The sequence below is a fragment of the Mycobacterium shunyiense genome, assembly GCF_058270035.1.
The window spans coordinates 49,481-65,634 of the sequence record NZ_JBZDPT010000019.1 but is presented as its reverse complement, the minus strand read 5'-3'; the positions used below and the strand labels follow the sequence as shown (position 1 = coordinate 65,634).

The window sequence follows — 16,154 nt, the reverse complement described above, 5'->3', positions numbered from 1 at the left end:
ATCCTTCAGGAGGCGGTGACGGCTAACTTGCGTGCGCGTTCGCGCGCTTTGAATTCCCTTCGCGCTGACCGTCTGCCGGGTGCGCGGGCTGCTTTGCGGCGCGCCTCGCTGATCGAACCGACGCCCGGTCGGAGCGATCGGTTCCCGACACCGCGCTCGCTCCCCGCTCACGGGTCGACGTGCGGTCGGGCGTGGTGCTCGGGTCGCGCTTCCCGGAACCGTCGGCATCCGGGACCGCTCTCAATCGTCGCTGCGCCGAATCGGTTTGGGGAGAATCTGTTCGCGCCCGCTGGTGCCGACTCAGTGGGCTGGGCTTCGGAGTGGTGTCGCTCTCGGTCTTGGCCTCGGCGTCGTCTTTGGCTTCGTCCTTCGCCACGGGGTCCGACTCGGCGGCCACCTCGGCCGTCACCCTGGCGGTCACCGGAGTGGTGCCGTCAGCCGGCTTGACGGTCTTCGGTGCCGTTGCCTCGCCGATGGCCTGCAGTACCTTCGCGAGCGGTCGGGTTGCATCCGACAAGGCCGCCGCCACGTCCTCCACCGAGTGGCGCACACCTTGCTCGAACGGCGAGGTGCCGACCGGGTCGATCGGATGTTGGGTCACCGGGGTTTCGGGTTCGGTGCCGGAGACGACGGGTTGCGGCAGGGTCGGGGTGTACTTCTCGCCGGCCAGGATCGCCAGTGACTGCTCGAACGCACCGGGCAACGCCTGCAGAGCTTCGTGGATCTTCTCGTCAGGGGTGATCCAGCCGAATTCCTTGACCTGGCTGGGATCTGCGGTGCGGTCATAGCCCATCTCGACGAACACCCGCAGCACCGGATCCATCGCGTCGACGAAGCGTTCCGCGCCGATCAGGGATGCGGGTATGCGCAGCGGTGCCAGCAGTGGAAGGTACTGGGGCAGCATCACGTAGGTGGTGTTGCCGACCTGGGTGGTCACGGCATTGGGGGCGTCGGGATGTTCCAGCACGTAGCCGGGAAAGACGTGCTGGAACAGAATCCCGGCGACGGCGTTGGCAACGGACAGCACGTTGAAATAGGCCGGGAAATCAGCGAAGCCGTCGTATTGGTTCTGGTAGTAGGTCGTCTTGAACGGGCTGTCCGACGGTCCTGGTCGGCCGAGTGGGAAGACGTCGCCGAGCACGGGCACATCACTCCACGAGGTGAAGCGGGCCAGGATGCCGCCGTTGGGCTGGTACGGATCGCCGATGAAGACGAACTCGTAATTGTCGGCATTGGCAACGTAATCCGGGTCTTTGGCCATCTCGGCGCGCACGATCTCAGCCACCTCGGTGCCCTGTGACATGCCGATGATCGTGACCTTGTCGTCGGCCGGTGTCTCGGCGATGTCCTGCTGGAGGTAGCCCGCTCCGATCTGCTCTGACCGTTTGAGCGAGTGCGGCCAGTACGGAATGTCGGACAGCCCGGGCAGATCGGAGATGATCGGGATGTCGACGTTGATCTGCGCAGGGTAGGGGACGGTGTGGAACGAGTCGCCCTCGGGCACCGTGCTGCCGTAGAAGAACAGCGGGATGCTCAACCCGAATCCGTCGAACGAGGGCCCGACGCCGATCGTGGTGCCGACCAGCCGGACCGCCGCACTGTAGACGGCGGATGGAGTGCTGACGCTGACCCCGGCTGATACGGCGACGACCACTCCGCCTGCCATCAACATCGATCCCCAACGACGTGAACCGCGCTGCCGGCGCGCACCGCGCGACGACTCCCCCCGACCCCTCATCTGTTCCCGCTTTCCTCATGGTGGTGAGCGGCCGCCCGGATGGCACGGCCGAATCTCGGGCCCGCGACCAGCGTGTCAACAGGGAAATGTGACGGGCGCCACTTCGCGTGCTGCGGGAAAGTTACCAGCGGGTAGCGAGTTGTGACAAGAGCCATTTTTTGAAACAAGAACTCTTGTTGCAATAAGGGGTGCGGTTTCAGCGGGCCGTCGCTGCGATCCCGGCGCGAACCACCGAGACGAACGTCGTCATGGTGCCGATCAGGGTGTCGATGGTCGGCGGCGAGTCGCTCATGGTCTCTCTTTGGTGCAACCAGTCGGCCACGCTCTCGAACAAACCGCCCACGGTCGACACCGCCAGGTCGTGGTAGTCCACCGCGCCGTTCTCGGGTAGGCAGGGAAACTCGCGTTGCCGCCACAGTTCTTCGAGAAAGGCAGCGGTCCAGCGCCGATTCTCGCGGCGGGCCCGTTCGACCCGCGGCGAGATCCCGGCGCATTCACCGAATGCCACCACGGCCACTCGGGGATCGTCGACAAGTGCGTGGGCGAACGCCGACAGCAGGCGATGGACGGTTACGTCGGGATCATCGGGGGCGTCGGCCAGCGCTGCGACCGCCTGCTCCTCGATGCGCTCTGCGATCTGGGTCAGCAGGGCCAGGTAGCAGTCCTCTTTGCTGTCGAACACCTCGTAGAACGCCTTGTTGCCGACATACGCCGCCTGGCAGATCTGCTCGATCGAGGTGTTCGGGTACCCGTCGCGGGCGATCAGCTCGAAGGCCGCCGTCAACAGTTGTTCGCGGCGATGGGCACGACGTTGCTCGGCATCGAGTCCGCGGATCGTGCGCTGCCCGCGGGGCTTCGCGGTGGGCTCCGGCGTTTCGTGCGCACCGGGGGCCACCGGCGGTCTACCCATGGGTTGCAGTGTAGTGGCGTCACCGGCACGCAGACCTTCGATGTGGACCTTCTGATGCCCGGCTCTGGTGACCGGCAGACGATGACCGCCCGGGTCGGCGGGTGTGCCGGCGGACCGCTGGGTTGCCGCATCGGGCGACAGTCGAGAGTTGTTGCGGGAAAGGCAATTCGGTCGGATATGCCGAACAGGATGAGGCTGAGTGGATGCCAAACGTCTTGGCCCACTTATTGAGAGTTCTCTTTGGTTCTTGAGGGAACTCTATGCTTCACATTCTCGGAGCGCGCCAACAGCGCTGCTATGCCACAGTAAATCGGTGGGAAAGTTCGGAAGTGCCGGTTTGGTTGCCGTCATGGCGGGGGCGGCTTCCGTGATGGGCAACATGGCGATGCCGTCCGCCGCTGCGGCACCGTGTCCGGATGCCGAGGTGATATTCGCCCGCGGCACGATGGAAGCGCCCGGAGTAGGCGATACCGGCGACGCATTCGTTAACTCGTTGCGTGCCAACGTCGGCGCGAAATCGGTGGATGTCTATCCCGTCGATTACCCCGCCACGACTGACTTCCCGACTGCCGTCCAGGGGATCGCCGACGCACGAGCGCGCATCATGACCACCGCCGCCACCTGCCCCGACACCAAGATGGTGCTCGGCGGGTTCTCTCAGGGCGCGGCGGTCATCGGCTTCGTGACGGCCAGTGTTGTGCCCGACGGGGTTTCAGTGGCCGACGTGCCTGCGCCGATGCCGCCCGATGTGGCGGATCATGTCTCGGCCGTGGCCTTGTTCGGCAAACCATCGCCGCGTTTCATGAAGGTGCTGAACAACCCCTCGGTGGTCGTGGGCCCGCGTTACACCGCGAAGGCCATCGACCTGTGTGTCGACAACGATCTGGTGTGCGATCCGCAGGGCAGGAGCTTCGGTATCCACACCCAGTACGCGGAAGCCGGCCTGGTGAACCAGGGGGCAGCATTCGCGGCGAGCAAGCTTCAGGACGACTGGGCGCAGGAGGCAGCTCAGCCGGTGCCGCCGGCCACGCTGGTGGGTACCGGACCGTCGCAGCCGTCGCGGGTGCAACCGGCCCAGCCCGCGCAGGCTCCGCCGCCCGCACAGCACATGGGCCCAGCCCCGCAGAACCTTCCAGGCCCGGCACCGGCGCAGAGTCCCACAGCGCCGACGCCTGCCGCACCCGGGCCGGTCGCACCGGGGCCGGCGGCACCGCCCCCGATTGCGCCGGTGTAGCCGACTAGTGGTGCGCGTTGTTGCCGAATAGGTAGACGCCGGTGTGGTGGCCGATGAAGTTGTTCGCGATGTAGAGCACTCCGACAACCACCACGACCAGCACCAACGCGAACATCACCCAGCTGAGGCCCACCAGCAGACGGCGCCGAGCCGAAGTCGCGGGCCCTTCGGCCACGCCCGCGATGTGTAGCCGGACGCCGATCGCGAACAGCGTGGGCACGGATGCGCCGACGGCCAGGCCGAAGAGCAGGATCTTGCTGACGGCCACGAGGTTGATCCAGTTGTTCATCTGATTGTCCCGTCCCTACTTGCCTGCGGCCGTGCCGTCGACCGCGGTGAGGCTGCCCTGCCACGCGTCGTTGACGTTCTTGTGGTCGATCGGCGGTTTGCGTGACTTGAGCCAGATGGGCACTGTCGCGGCGACCAGGGCCAAGAACCCGACCAGTGCCCCGGCAAAGCCGCCGATCCCGTGCACCAGGAAGTAGGTCAGCGCACCCACCAGACCGGCCGCCGGAAGGGTGATCAGCCAGGCGGTGGCCATGTTGCGGGCGACGCCCCAGCGCACCTCGGTGCGCCGGCCCAACCCGCTGCCCAGGATCGACCCGGTGGCGACGTGTGTGGTGGACAGCGAGTAGCCGAAGTGGCTGGACAGCAGGATGGTCGCCGCCGAGGAGACTTCCGCGGCCATGCCCTGAGGAGCTTCGGTGTCGACCAGGCCCTTGCCGAGGGTGCGGATGACGCGCCAGCCGCCCGACAGTGTGCCGAGGGCGATGGCGACGGCGCAGGCCACGATCACCCAGAACGGCGGCATGGTCGCGGATTCGTCGACGGCGCCGTAGGAGATCAGGGCCAGGAAGATGATGCCCATCGTCTTTTGGGCGTCATTGGTGCCGTGCGCCAGCGAGATCAGCGATGCCGAGCCGATCTGTCCGTAGCGGAACGCGGCGATCGTGCGGTCCTTGGGCAAGCCGCGGATCAAGCGGTAGACCAGCCAGCTGGCGATGCAGGCGACCACGCCGGCGATCAGCGGCGAGAGCACCGCGGGCACCATGACGGTGGAGACGACGCCGTGCCAGATCACGCCATGGCCACCGACCGCGGCGATCATCGCCCCGACGATGCCGCCGATGAGGGCGTGAGACGAGCTGGACGGGATACCGAGTAGCCAGGTGAACAGGTTCCACAGGATCGCCCCGACGAGTCCGGCGAACACCAGCTCCAGGGTCACCAGATCGGCATCGACCAGGCCCTTGGCGATCGTTGCCGCCACGGCAGTGGACAGGAAGGCGCCGACGAGGTTCAGCAATGCCGAGAGTGCTACGGCGGTACGGGGTTTGAGTGCGCCGCTGGCGATCGATGTCGCCATCGCGTTGCCGGTGTCGTGAAAGCCGTTGGTGAAGTCGAACATCAATGCGGTGAAGACGACGATGCACAGCAGCAGAAACTGTAACGACACGGTAAACAATTCTTGAACACAATCGCAACGAAAACCTAATTAACTGGCTGAGTTTTCGGTCACGTTTGGGCGCTCCAGGTAGAACCCCGGAGATTGCGGTGGCGTGGTAGCGACCCGGTCAGCGCTTCGGGATGTCGATGCCGAGGAGTTTGAGCCCCTCATTGATGTGCAAGTGGGCCTCGTCCATGGTGGCGCCCAACTTCGTCAGCCGGGTGGAACTGTTTGCCGGTGTCAATGCCTCGCACTGGTCGGCCATGCTGCGGAAGCCGTCGAAGCCTTCCCCCAGGGCGTTGTTCACCGCGACGTCGGGTCCGGGCAGGACCTTGGGTTGGACGGAGTCGACGTATTTACGCAAATCGGTGCACGCGGTGTGCAGTGCGCCGTAGTTGGTGACGGGCGCCGTCATCGCATCGCCGATCGGGCCCAGTTGAGTGCCGAGACCAACGACCGCGTCGATGACGGCCTGCCGCCATTCATCGGTCACTGGGGCTGCGGTGGGCTTGCCTGCGACAGTGCAACCGGCGAGCACAGACGTGGCGGCCAGGAGGGCAGCGATGTACCTCATATGCAGCGAGCTTATGGGGTGCAACCGTTCCCGCGCGGCACGATGCCGCACAGGGGAGTTTGCGCGGAGATCGCCGCACCCACGTGTAAGCGCCGTCACACCGGTAACCTGGGTGACGACTGACTAGGCAGATCGGGGGATCGGTATGGATCTCGTGCTCGGCCTCGCGATGACTTCGAGAGCCGTTCGATGGGTGCTCGTCGAAGGCACGACGGGCGAGGGGCGCCCGTTCGACCGTGGCGCGATCTCTCTCGACGACGCCGGCAGTTACGACCCCGACGGCCTGCTGCGCGGACTGGTGGACGACACCGAACTCGACGGCGGACACCGCATTCACGCGATCGGCGTCACCTGGACGAATGACGCTGCGCCACTGGCGGGCCACATCATGCAGTCCCTCGACACCCGCGGCTACGGAAATGTTTTCGCGGTGTCGGAGATCGAGGCGGCCGGCATGCTGGCCAGCGGCATCGCCGAGATCACCGAGCACGACGACATCGCCGTCTGCATCGTCGAACCCGACGCCGCGGTGGTGGCGATCGTGACGCCCGACGACGTCAGCGCCGACCGCATCGATCGTTCGGACACGTTCGTTGCCGACATCGCCGGCCTCCTGGCCCTCACCGGACGGCCGATCAGCGCGCTGTTCATCCTGGGCTCCGACGCGCATGGTCCGATCGTCGCCGATCTGGCCGAGTCCATTCCGGCCGCGGTGATCACCGCCAACGAATCCGATCTCGCGTTCGCCCGCGGTGCGGGACTGGCCGCGGCGCTCGCGGTGAATACCGTTACCGCGCCGGTCAAAGCGGTGCACTGGACCAAGGTCGGCGCGCTGTCGTCGGTGGTCGGCGGTGCCTTGGTGACGCTCGTCGTCGCGACCTCGGCCGCGATCGGGCTGCATCTGCATCCCGGAGCAGTGTCGGAGACGGCGCAGGCTTCCAGCATCCACGAGTCGGCCCCCGAGGCCGGGCCGGCACCGAAACCGGTGCAGAAGCCGGTGGACAAGGCTGCGAGCAAACCGGCGCCGCCGGCTCCCGCCGCCCCGCCGCCGGCTCCGGCCGCCCCGCCGCCGGCCCAAGCGGTCGAGGCTGCCAATCCGCCGGCACACCAGCCGCCCGCCCAGGTCCCGGCCGCGCCGGCACCCGCACCCGCTCCGGTCTATGTGCCGCCCGCACCGGCTCCGGTGTACAGCCCTCCGCCGTATGTACCGCCGCCGGTGACTTATCCGCAGCCGCGGCTGCGGGACCGGATCATCGAGCGCATCCCGATCATCAACCGTTTCCACTGAACTTGGCGGTGAGCCCGGCTCTGGCCAGTCGCGCCTGCTCGGCGCGCACCACCTCGTCCTGATGCGGGGGAGGCTGGTCGGGATGCTGCGCCAGGCGGCGGATCGGCTCGTCGACCGTGCCCCTGGCCAACAGACGGTAGACGCGCACGGTGTGCAGTTCGCTGAGCCGCTGGGTACGTCCGATCACCTGTCGTTCGGTGCGCGGCTGCCACTGAGGTTCGGCGATGATGAATACCGCCGGGGCGTTCAGCCGGCGCAGGTCCAGCTTGCCGGCACCGATGTGGGCCAGCAGGGTTGCCGAGCCGCGGTCGGTGGCGAATGCGTCGACGACGGCCTGCTGATCGGGGACTGACGCGTCGATGGCGCCGAAGATGTTGCCCGGCAACGTTTTCCGAATCACCTCGAGCACTGCGGGAAAGTGGGAGAACACCACCACCCTGGCTCCGTTGATGTGGGCCTCGTTGGTGAGTTCGACCAGTCGGTCCAGCTTGGCGCCCGGCGTCGGTGAACCGGATGGCCAGGCGCCCTGCCGGATTGCGCTGAAGTTGCCACTGGTGACGGCCTGGCGGTAGCGCTCTCGGTCAGCCCGATTGAGCCGCACCCATTCCTCGGTGGCGATCCGCGCCGGCAGCTCGTCGACCACGTCCCGGTAGTCGCGTCGTAGGTACACCCGGTCCACTGCGCGGCGGAATGCGATCGACCCGCGATCGCCCGCGTTGGGCGCCACCTTGCCCGCCACGTCGGGCTGCAGGAAATCGGCGAGGTGGCGAAAACCGCCGATCCGCTGGTGCATCGGCACGCCGGACAGGAACAGCACGCGGTTGTCGGAGGTCAACACGTTGCGGACGGCGCGGGCCCGGTCCGATTTCGGGTCACGCAGCAGGTGTGCCTCGTCGACGATGACCAGGCCGGGCCGCTCGGGCAGTTTGATGCGCTGCAGGGTGTCGTAGGAGACGATGGCCACGCCGCCGGAAGTCTTCCAATTCTCCAGGCGTGCATCGCGTTCGCTGCCGCGGATCTCGACCGACCGCAACACGGTGTGCTTGGCTATTTCTGCGGCCCAATGGATTCCGGTGTTGGGCTGGCAGATCACCAGGGTGTGACGCAGGTGCTGGGTGGCGGCCAGGTGCGCGGCGACGGCGAGCGCCTGCAGGGTTTTGCCGAGGCCAAGGTCGTCGCACAGCAGAACCCGCTCGCGCGCCACCGCATAGCGGGCGCCGAACTCCTGGTATCCGCGCAACTCGGTCTGCAGTAGGGAACGGTTCAGCGCGGTCTGTTCGACCTGCGCGGCCACCTCTGCCCCGACGAAACCCTGGGCGGCATCAACATCTGTTGTCCCGGAGGCGAACTCGCTGAGAAACTGGTCGATCAGGTGGGGGTCGGCACGGTAGGACGTCCACGGGTCACCCTGGGAGTGGTGGGCCTCCTCGATCTGGTCGAGCAGCTCTGCGACTGATTCGCGCAACTGATCGGAGGCGGTGTGGCTGCGCAGGCGAGGCATCAGCCGGCGCAACTGTTTGACCGGTGCATCGGCGTGAGCGAGCGTGAGTAGCGACGTCAGTAGCTCGGTGTCTTCTTTGCGCAGCCGGGGTCGAGTGGTGGTGCGGATGTGGTCGGCCATGGCCTGCGCCGCGGCCTGGACGGATTGGGCGGCCTCGATGTCGACGCCGGGTACCTGGGTCAGCACCCGGGCCGGCACCGTGTGGATGTCGGCGACCGTCCGATACTCCGAATTGGTGAGCCCGCCGAGGCGGGCGCCGCGGGCGAGATATGGGCGCAGGTGCTCCAGCGGTGCAGCCTGCAGCGTTCGGGTCACCACCTCGTCGGTGCCCGCCTGGACACGGTCGACGATGTCGGCGCGAAGTTTGCCAATATCGGCGAGCGCCGCATCGGCATGGCGGATCAGCTCGGCGGGGTCGGCGCTGTCCATGAGAAATCATCATTGCACTGTCGGGCCGCGGCCGGGTGCACGGATTTGTCCGACCGGCCGGACTTCGCTGGCGGGCTCTGCCCGAAGTTCTCGCATCCGCCCACCTTCGCCACAGGAAATGCCCAGCCAGCAGGCCTACCGTGAGGGAAGAGCCATACAAAAACATATGGAAGGTGGCAGATCATGCGAATAGTCCCTGCCGCCGCGCTGGCCATGGCCGGCGTCGCGGCGTCGCTCATCTTTGCGCCCCTCGCCGGAGCTGCACCGGTACCGACCGGCAGCCAGCACATTGGGCCGGCGCCGCAGTCGTGCACCACCACCAACGTGGGTAGTGAGTGCATCTCACCAGGAAACGCGCAGATCAACGATGCTCCGCCGTTCGTCAACAATTTCCCGATGTATGGGGACTTCCCGTGGATCCTGTGATGCGCGGTGATGAGGAGGTCGGGGCATGGCCGTCGACAATCGGTTGGAGGCACTCCTAGACAACGATCGGCCCGTCGGGGCGCTGCGAGAATCCGTCGATGAACGGCAGTTCGCCGGCGGCATTCCCCGGGCACCTGCCCGGTTCCCGATGGTTCGGCTGGGCCGACGCTGGGTCAACGGATTGTGGCTGGTGCTTGTCGGTGCCGTCGCGTTGATCGTCGTCGTGGTGGTGGCCCAACAATTGCGGCAGTACGGCTGGATGCAGAACTTCCTGGCCCGCTATCCGGGTACCTCGACCAGCTACGCGCCCGCGGTCACCACCGGGTTCCCGGCGTGGCTGCGTTGGCAGCATTTCTTCAACATCGTGTTCATGATGTTCATCCTGCGCTCAGGATTGCAGATCCTGGCCGACCATCCGCGGCTCTATGTGAACTCGGGTTGCCGGCCGGGCACGGAGTGGCTCAGGTTGCGTGGCGCGGTTCCCGAAGACCGGCTGGACAAGGCCGACGCACCACGCCTGTGGACCTCCAAGGACGACGCGGTGACCCTGCCGAAGTGGTTGGGAATACCGGGTATTCGTCACTCGATCGGGCTGGCCCGGTGGTGGCATTTCAGCTTCGACCTGTTGTGGTTGGTGAACGGAGCGGTGTTCTACGTGCTGCTGTTCAGCACCGGGCAGTGGCACCGGATCGTGCCGCAATCGTGGGATGTCTTTCCCAACGCGGTGTCGGCCGCGGTGCAGTACGCGTCGCTGAATTTCCCGGCCAACCAAGGCTTTACCGTCTACAACGGTCTGCAGGTGTTGGCGTACTTCATCACCGTGTTCGTTGCGGCGCCGCTCGCGTTCATCACCGGCCTGCTGCAGGCGCCGGCCGTTGCCGCACGGTTCGGCACCGGCCGCGGACCACTCAACCGCCAGGTGGCCCGAACTGTGCATTTCGTGGTGTGGCTGTGGATGGTCGGTTTCATCGTCGCCCACGTCACCATGGTGCTCAGCACGGGCGCGTTGGCCAACCTCAACCACATCACCCTCGGCAGTGACACCCGGTCTTTTCGGGCGCTGGCTGTTGTCGGGGTGGCCGTCGCGATCGTGCTCGGGTTGTGGTTGACGGCAACACCATTGACGTTGCGCTATCCGCGACTGGTGCAGAACGTCGGGCGGTTCACCGTCGGCTGGGCCAAGGCCTGGATGGAGCGGACCCACCCCCGGGCGTCGTACCGGGACAAGGACATCACCCCGTACTTCTGGGCCAATGGCCGACTGCCCGACAGCGAGCGGTACCGGCGGTTGCGGGACGGCTGCTGGTCGCAGTACACGCTGCAGGTGGCGGGGCTGGTGGCCAGTGCGGTCGAGCTGTCCTACGCAGAGTTGTTGGCACTGCCCAAACATGAACAGATCACCCAGCACTACTGCATTCAGGGCTGGTCGGGGGTGGCCAAGTGGGGCGGCGTCCGGATGGCCGACATCCTGGCGCTGGTGCGGCCGCTACCGGAGGCGAAGTGGGTGGTGTTCTACTCGTTGGCCGACGGCGCCGAACCCGGCCATGGGCGCTACTACGACTGCCACCGCATCGAGCACATGCGTGAGCCCATGGCGTTGCTGGCCTACGAGATGAACGGCGAACCCCTCAGCGAGGCGCACGGTGCGCCGCTGCGCCTACGCAATGAGTTGGAACTCGGCTTCAAACAGGTCAAGTGGATCGAGGCCATCGAGTTCGTGGCGGATTTCCGGTCGGTCGGATGGGGCCGTGGCGGCTACAACGAGGACCACGAATACTTCGGCCATCGGATGCCGATTTAGGCGGTTCGGGCCAATGGTCGATGTGCCCGCCTGTCAGCGACTTTTCAGCGACAATCGCAACACGAGTAGCTCCTGTCTCGTCAAACCCATTGTCGCTGAGCGTTTTCGCCTCTCCAGCGCCATGAGTCCCACGAGTCCCGTCTGTCCAGTGCCCGCCTGTCAGCGACACTGTCGCTGATAGCTGGGCAGCCCGAATTCCGTTGCGTACGAGGCTGATGCGTATTCGAATGACGCAAGTTCACATCGCGCCCGTGACCAACGATGCTCACGATATGCATGTGGCGATTGTCGCTGAGTTGTCGCTGATAGGCGGGCAGGTCGGTACGTGCCGGCCCGCCGCGACACGCCCGCCGCGACACGCCGAGGGGCGCGTCAGATCATCTCGTTCTTTGTCAGCCACCGCATCACGGGCCAGCCGATGAACACCGGCAGCCAGCAGGTCAGCACCCGGTAGAGCAGCACTGCGGGCACCGCGATCGCGGCCGGCACGCCGAACGCCGCCAGGCCACCGATCAGGGCCGCCTCGACGGCGCCGACACCGCCGGGGGTGGGGGCCGCCGAGGCCAGGGTGCCGCCGACCATCGTCACGACTGTCACGGTGACGAACGAGGTGGTTCCGCCGAACGCCTCGACGCTGGCCCAGAGTGCCAGGGCCGCACCGAGAGTCGTACCTGCCGCGCCCAACACGATGAGTGCGAGCCGTTGCGGTTCGCGGGCCAGTTTCACCAGGTCCTCGGTGACCTCTTCGAGCTTGGGTCGCACCGAGGACGACAGCCAGCGCCGCAGTTTGGGTACGGCCAGGAATGCGCCGATGAGACCGAGGGCCAACCCCGCGATCAGGTACAGGATCGTGGAACTCGGGACGAAGTGCGACAGGTCGGCAGAGGCTCCGGCCGCGGTGCTGAACAGGATCAGCAGGATCACGTGCACGATCACCTGCACCGACTGCTGCAGGGCGACCGCGGCGGTGGCGCGTGCCGTGCTCAGCCCGCCCTTCTGTAGGAACCGGGTGCTCAAGGCGAGGCCGCCGACGCCCGCGGGCGTGGTGGTGGCGGCAAAGGTGTTGGCCACCTGCATGATCGACAGATTGCGGAAGCTCACCAGCCCGTCGGCGCACGCCCACAGCGCGGCCGCCGCGCCGACATAGGTCAGCGCTGAGACGGTCAGCCCGAGCAGGGCCCACGCCCAGTTGACGGTGCGCAGTTCGGAAAAGAAGGTCGGCACGGTGCTGATGAACGGGTAGGCCACGTACACCAGGGCACCCAACAGCACCAGCTGGATCACCTGGGTTCGGGTGAACCGCGTGATGGTCTCGGTCTGGATCTGGTCGGCACCGGTCTGGCGTTTCACCTCGTCGCGCGCGGCGGTCATGATGGCCTTGGCGTCGGGAACGGCGTCGCGGACCCGCGACGGCACGGCGGTCTTCGTCAGTCGCCGCGACGCGGTCAGCACGGCGTCGCGACCGAACGCGTCGATCGCCGCGGCAACGGCAGACTGCGGGTCGTACAGCGCCGTGGTGGTGACGAGTAGTTGGGCGATGTCGGACTGCAATTGGGCGTCGGTGGCGCCGTACTCGGCGCTGCCGAAGCCGCCGAAAAGCACGGCGCTGTCGTCGACGGTGATCTCCTTGCTGCGGAGGTCGCCGTGGGAGATCTGGTGGTCGTGCAGGGTACGCAGCGCGTTCCACACCCGCCCGACCGTGGTCTCGTCGATGCACTTGTCCAGCGGGATGCCGCGTTTGCGGTTGTGCGCGTACAGGGTCCAGCCGCGGTCGAGCGCGGCCACCGACATGGTCGAGGTACTGGCCAGGCCTAGGTCGCCGATCGCGATGGCCATCAGCGCCCGGTGCTCGACGGCGCGGCGCATCGAGGTCTGCAGGGGTGCGGTCTCGTTGGAACGCAGACGCAGCTTGCGCCACACCTGGCGCACGGCGCCGCCGCTCTGTTGATTGGGGCCGTAGAGCTCGATGACAGCACTGGAGTCAGGATCCTGGGAGGCCGCGTCGAGCATCAGTGGTCCGGCGCCGGCCGGGCGCACCACGGTGAACGAGGAGACGACGAAGCCGCGCCGGGCCAGGGCGCGCACCGCGCCGTCGAGCGGGACCTCCAGCGCCGGGGTGCCCACGATCCACACCACCAGGGCGCCGACGAACCAGCCGGCGGCCAGACCCAGTAGAGAGCGGGCCGGCACGACGGCGCTGACCACGAGGTGGATGGGCACGAACGCCAGCAGCAGCGTCCACCACCAGCGCCGCAGCCGACGGGACAACCACGGCCCGGAGACGGTCAGGACCGCGGCCAGCATGCCGATCCAGCGCGGGTCGTCGAGGAACTGCGACAACTGGGAGCTGAGCCGGTCGGACAGGTCGAAATGCCATCGGGGTGCGGCGATGCCGTTGGCGGTGATCGACAGCGACAACATGGTGATCAGCGCCGCGGCCGCGTATGCGCCGAGCAGTTTCCACTGCCGGCCCAGGATCAGGCTGACCAGGATCACGAATGGCAGCGCCAGGATCGCGATGCCATACGCGAGGTAGACCAGATTGGACTGGGTGGGGGTCAGCACGCCGACGATCTTGGAGATCGACTTTTCCAGCGCCACCCATTCGTAGCGGGTGATCAGTGAGCTGGTGATCACGGTGGCCAGGAAGATCGCGGCCAGTGTCAGACGCAGGATGTCGTTGGTGCGACGGGTCGGCGGTTGCAGGAGGCTGCCGGTGACGGTGATGTCCCGTCCGTCAACGCGCATGTTCCCCCTTCCTGGCCCGGTATCGAGACGCGCTATCAAAGCCCGCGACCAAGGTAGCGGGATCGGATGCGGATATCGGCATTTGATCGCCATCTGGACCGTTACGAATTCACATCGTTCTCATCTGTCACCGCAGGCGACAATTTTTGCTCGCTCGATGTGATCTAGAGCGACGCATGCGGCAAACGTGATGTAACTTCGATCGACATGCCGACGCCGAATTGGCCGGTCCGGAGGAGTTGAACGGGTGGATTCGACCCCATTCGGGCACTATCAGCTGCAGAAGCTGATCGGTCGGGGCGGAATGGGCGAGGTTTACCGGGCCTACGATTCCGACACCGACCGCATCGTTGCGCTCAAGGTCCTGCCGCCGCACCTGGCGCAGGATTCGACGTTCCAGGAACGGTTCCGCCGCGAGTCGCACGCCGCGGCGGGCGTGAGCAATCCGCATGTGGTGCCCATCCACGGCTACGGCGAGATCGACGGGCGGCTCTATCTGGACATGCGGCTGATCGAGGGCCGCAACCTCGGCGCCATGCTCACCAAGACCGGCAAGCCACTGGACCCGGCGTTCGTGGTCGGCATGGTGGAGCAGGTGGCCGAGGCGCTCGACGGGGCGCATGCGGCCGGGCTGATCCATCGGGACGTCAAACCGTCGAACATCCTGATCGCCGACAACGACTTCGTGTACCTGATCGATTTCGGGCTGGCCCGCACCGCGGGTGATTCGGGCATGACCACTGCGGGCAGCACGCTGGGCACGTTGGCCTACATGGCGCCGGAGCGGTTCGACGGCGGCAAGGTCGATCTGCGTTCGGACGTCTACGCATTGGCGTGCGTGCTCTATGAATGCCTCACCGGGGAACGGCCCTATCCCTCCGACAGCCTTGAACAGCAGATCGCCGGGCACATGGTGTCCCCGGCGCCACGGGCGTCGGAGAAGGATCCGCGGCTGGCGGCCTTCGACGAGGTGATCGCCAAAGGTATGGCCAAGAAGCCGTCCAAGCGCTATCAGAGTGCCGGGGCGCTGGCGGCGGCGGCACGGGCCGCCCTGCAGGTGCCGGTGCGCACCACCGGACGGTCGGGTCGCCATTCGGCACAACGGGTTCCGACCCGGGTGCGGGTGTCGAAGAAGGCGGCCCTGATCGCCGGAGCGACGGTTCTGGTGGCCGCGCTGTGCGCGGTGGGGGTGTGGCAGCTTCGCGATGACGGTTCGGATCGTGTCGCCAATACGGTCGGGTCAGCCGGATCCGGTCCGGTGCAGGCGCCGACGGGTGCGGTCGACGAGATCGCGAAGACCGTGCCGTCCGGCATCCGTGACTCCGGTCGATTGGTGGTCGGGGTGAACGTGCCCTACGCGCCCAACGAATTCAAGAATTCGAGCGGCGAGATCGTCGGGTTCGACATCGATCTGATGAAGGCGGTGACCCGCACGATGGGGCTGGTGCCCGACTTCCGCGAGACCGGTTTCGAGGGGATCCTGCCGTCGGTGGCCGACGGCAATTTCAACGTCGGCATGTCGTCCATGACCGATACCGCCGAGCGCGAGAAACAGGCCGACTTCGTCACCTACTTCGAGGCGGGCACGCTGTGGGCGCGACGGCCCGGCTCATCGGCGGACCCGGGTTCGCCGTGCGGGCTGCGAGTTGGGGTGGCGTACAGCACGATTCAGGACACGCAGGAGATCCCGGCCAAATCGGACGCTTGTGTGGCAGCGGGTTTGCCGCCGATCGAGAAAGTGGTCCGCACCCATCAGGACGAAGTGACGGCCGCGCTGATCGCCGGTGAGGCGGACGCCATGACCGCCGATTCCCCCGTCACGGGGTTCGCGATCAAGTTGAGCGGCGGTGCGTTGGAGCCGGCCGGCGAGGTGTTCGACGCGGCGCCCTACGGTTGGCCGGTGGCCAAGGGTTCCGGTCTGGCCGAATCGTTGCGGCTGGCGCTGGAGCACGTGATGGACACCGGCGAGTACCGCACGATCGCCACCATGTGGGGCGTGGAGAAGGGCATGATCACCCAGCCGGTGATCAATGGGGCTGCCCCTTGAGCGGTTCCGTC

12 protein-coding genes are annotated in these 16,154 nt (G+C 66.6%); 5 read left to right on the top strand and 7 right to left on the bottom strand.

The annotated features are described in order from the left end of the window. Positions 1-22: 22 nt before the first annotated feature. Positions 23-1,666 carry a PE-PPE domain-containing protein gene (locus AC4ELS_RS12390; RefSeq protein ID WP_499047570.1) on the bottom strand — a complete coding sequence of 548 codons (1,644 nt, stop codon included), beginning with the start codon at positions 1,664-1,666 and terminating at the stop codon, positions 23-25. Positions 1,667-1,934: 268 nt separating this feature from the next. Next, positions 1,935-2,648: a TetR/AcrR family transcriptional regulator gene (locus AC4ELS_RS12385; RefSeq protein WP_499047568.1), complete on the bottom strand. Its 714-nt coding sequence runs from the start codon at positions 2,646-2,648 to the stop codon at positions 1,935-1,937. Positions 2,649-2,961: 313 nt separating this feature from the next. Here AC4ELS_RS12385 and AC4ELS_RS12380 point away from each other — a divergent pair, with 313 nt between their 5' ends. Next, entirely contained in the window at positions 2,962-3,882 is a 921-nt protein-coding gene (locus AC4ELS_RS12380; RefSeq protein ID WP_499047565.1) for a cutinase family protein, read from the top strand. Between the two features lie 4 nt (positions 3,883-3,886). Here AC4ELS_RS12380 and AC4ELS_RS12375 read toward each other — a convergent pair whose 3' ends face one another. The 3 genes from AC4ELS_RS12375 to AC4ELS_RS12365 form a co-directional block, all read right to left on the bottom strand. After that, a complete protein-coding gene (locus AC4ELS_RS12375; RefSeq protein WP_064956997.1) occupies positions 3,887-4,171 on the bottom strand; it encodes a hypothetical protein in 285 nt (94 codons plus the stop codon). Between the two features lie 15 nt (positions 4,172-4,186). Then, a complete protein-coding gene (locus AC4ELS_RS12370) occupies positions 4,187-5,290 on the bottom strand; it encodes an inorganic phosphate transporter (RefSeq protein WP_436971721.1) in 1,104 nt (367 codons plus the stop codon). 166 nt (positions 5,291-5,456) lie between these two features. Continuing rightward, positions 5,457-5,903, bottom strand: a complete 447-nt coding sequence (locus tag AC4ELS_RS12365; protein WP_064887922.1) for a hypothetical protein — start codon at positions 5,901-5,903, stop codon at positions 5,457-5,459. 145 nt (positions 5,904-6,048) lie between these two features. Here AC4ELS_RS12365 and AC4ELS_RS12360 point away from each other — a divergent pair, with 145 nt between their 5' ends. Beyond that, positions 6,049-7,191, top strand: a complete 1,143-nt coding sequence (locus tag AC4ELS_RS12360) for a DUF7159 family protein (protein WP_499047561.1) — start codon at positions 6,049-6,051, stop codon at positions 7,189-7,191. Here the strand turns inward: AC4ELS_RS12360 and AC4ELS_RS12355 are convergent. Then, the gene (locus tag AC4ELS_RS12355) at positions 7,175-9,121 is read right to left on the bottom strand and encodes an SNF2-related protein (protein WP_499047559.1); all 1,947 of its coding nucleotides are present in this window, start codon (positions 9,119-9,121) and stop codon (positions 7,175-7,177) included. The genes AC4ELS_RS12360 and AC4ELS_RS12355 overlap by 17 nt on opposite strands. 183 nt (positions 9,122-9,304) lie before the next feature. Here AC4ELS_RS12355 and AC4ELS_RS12350 point away from each other — a divergent pair, with 183 nt between their 5' ends. After that, entirely contained in the window at positions 9,305-9,547 is a 243-nt protein-coding gene (locus AC4ELS_RS12350; RefSeq protein ID WP_110777958.1) for a hypothetical protein, read from the top strand. Positions 9,548-9,572: 25 nt separating this feature from the next. Then, on the top strand, positions 9,573-11,348 hold the full coding sequence (locus AC4ELS_RS12345; RefSeq protein ID WP_463791011.1) for a molybdopterin-dependent oxidoreductase: 1,776 nt from the start codon (positions 9,573-9,575) through the stop codon (positions 11,346-11,348). A gap of 372 nt (positions 11,349-11,720) precedes the next feature. Here AC4ELS_RS12345 and AC4ELS_RS12340 read toward each other — a convergent pair whose 3' ends face one another. Next, complete coding sequence (locus tag AC4ELS_RS12340; RefSeq protein ID WP_448443600.1) at positions 11,721-14,096, bottom strand: flippase-like domain-containing protein; 2,376 nt, start codon at positions 14,094-14,096, stop codon at positions 11,721-11,723. Between the two features lie 247 nt (positions 14,097-14,343). Between AC4ELS_RS12340 and stpK7 the strand changes: the two genes are divergently transcribed. Beyond that, a complete protein-coding gene (gene stpK7, locus AC4ELS_RS12335) occupies positions 14,344-16,143 on the top strand; it encodes a serine/threonine protein kinase StpK7 (protein WP_499047556.1) in 1,800 nt (599 codons plus the stop codon). Positions 16,144-16,154 lie beyond the last annotated feature (11 nt).

Bases quoted from the DNA above. Each gene is read 5' to 3' on its own strand.
- AC4ELS_RS12375 (WP_064956997.1), bottom strand. From the start codon at position 4,171: ATGAACAACTGGATCAACCTCGTGGCCGTCAGCAAGATCCTGCTCTTC.
- AC4ELS_RS12360 (WP_499047561.1), top strand. From the start codon at position 6,049: ATGGATCTCGTGCTCGGCCTCGCGATGACTTCGAGAGCCGTTCGATGG.
- AC4ELS_RS12340 (WP_448443600.1), bottom strand. From the start codon at position 14,096: ATGCGCGTTGACGGACGGGACATCACCGTCACCGGCAGCCTCCTGCAA.
- AC4ELS_RS12345 (WP_463791011.1), top strand. From the start codon at position 9,573: ATGGCCGTCGACAATCGGTTGGAGGCACTCCTAGACAACGATCGGCCC.
- AC4ELS_RS12365 (WP_064887922.1), bottom strand. From the start codon at position 5,903: ATGAGGTACATCGCTGCCCTCCTGGCCGCCACGTCTGTGCTCGCCGGT.
- AC4ELS_RS12385 (WP_499047568.1), bottom strand. From the start codon at position 2,648: ATGGGTAGACCGCCGGTGGCCCCCGGTGCGCACGAAACGCCGGAGCCC.
- AC4ELS_RS12370 (WP_436971721.1), bottom strand. From the start codon at position 5,290: ATGTTCGACTTCACCAACGGCTTTCACGACACCGGCAACGCGATGGCG.
- AC4ELS_RS12390 (WP_499047570.1), bottom strand. From the start codon at position 1,666: ATGGCAGGCGGAGTGGTCGTCGCCGTATCAGCCGGGGTCAGCGTCAGC.
- AC4ELS_RS12355 (WP_499047559.1), bottom strand. From the start codon at position 9,121: ATGGACAGCGCCGACCCCGCCGAGCTGATCCGCCATGCCGATGCGGCG.
- AC4ELS_RS12350 (WP_110777958.1), top strand. From the start codon at position 9,305: ATGCGAATAGTCCCTGCCGCCGCGCTGGCCATGGCCGGCGTCGCGGCG.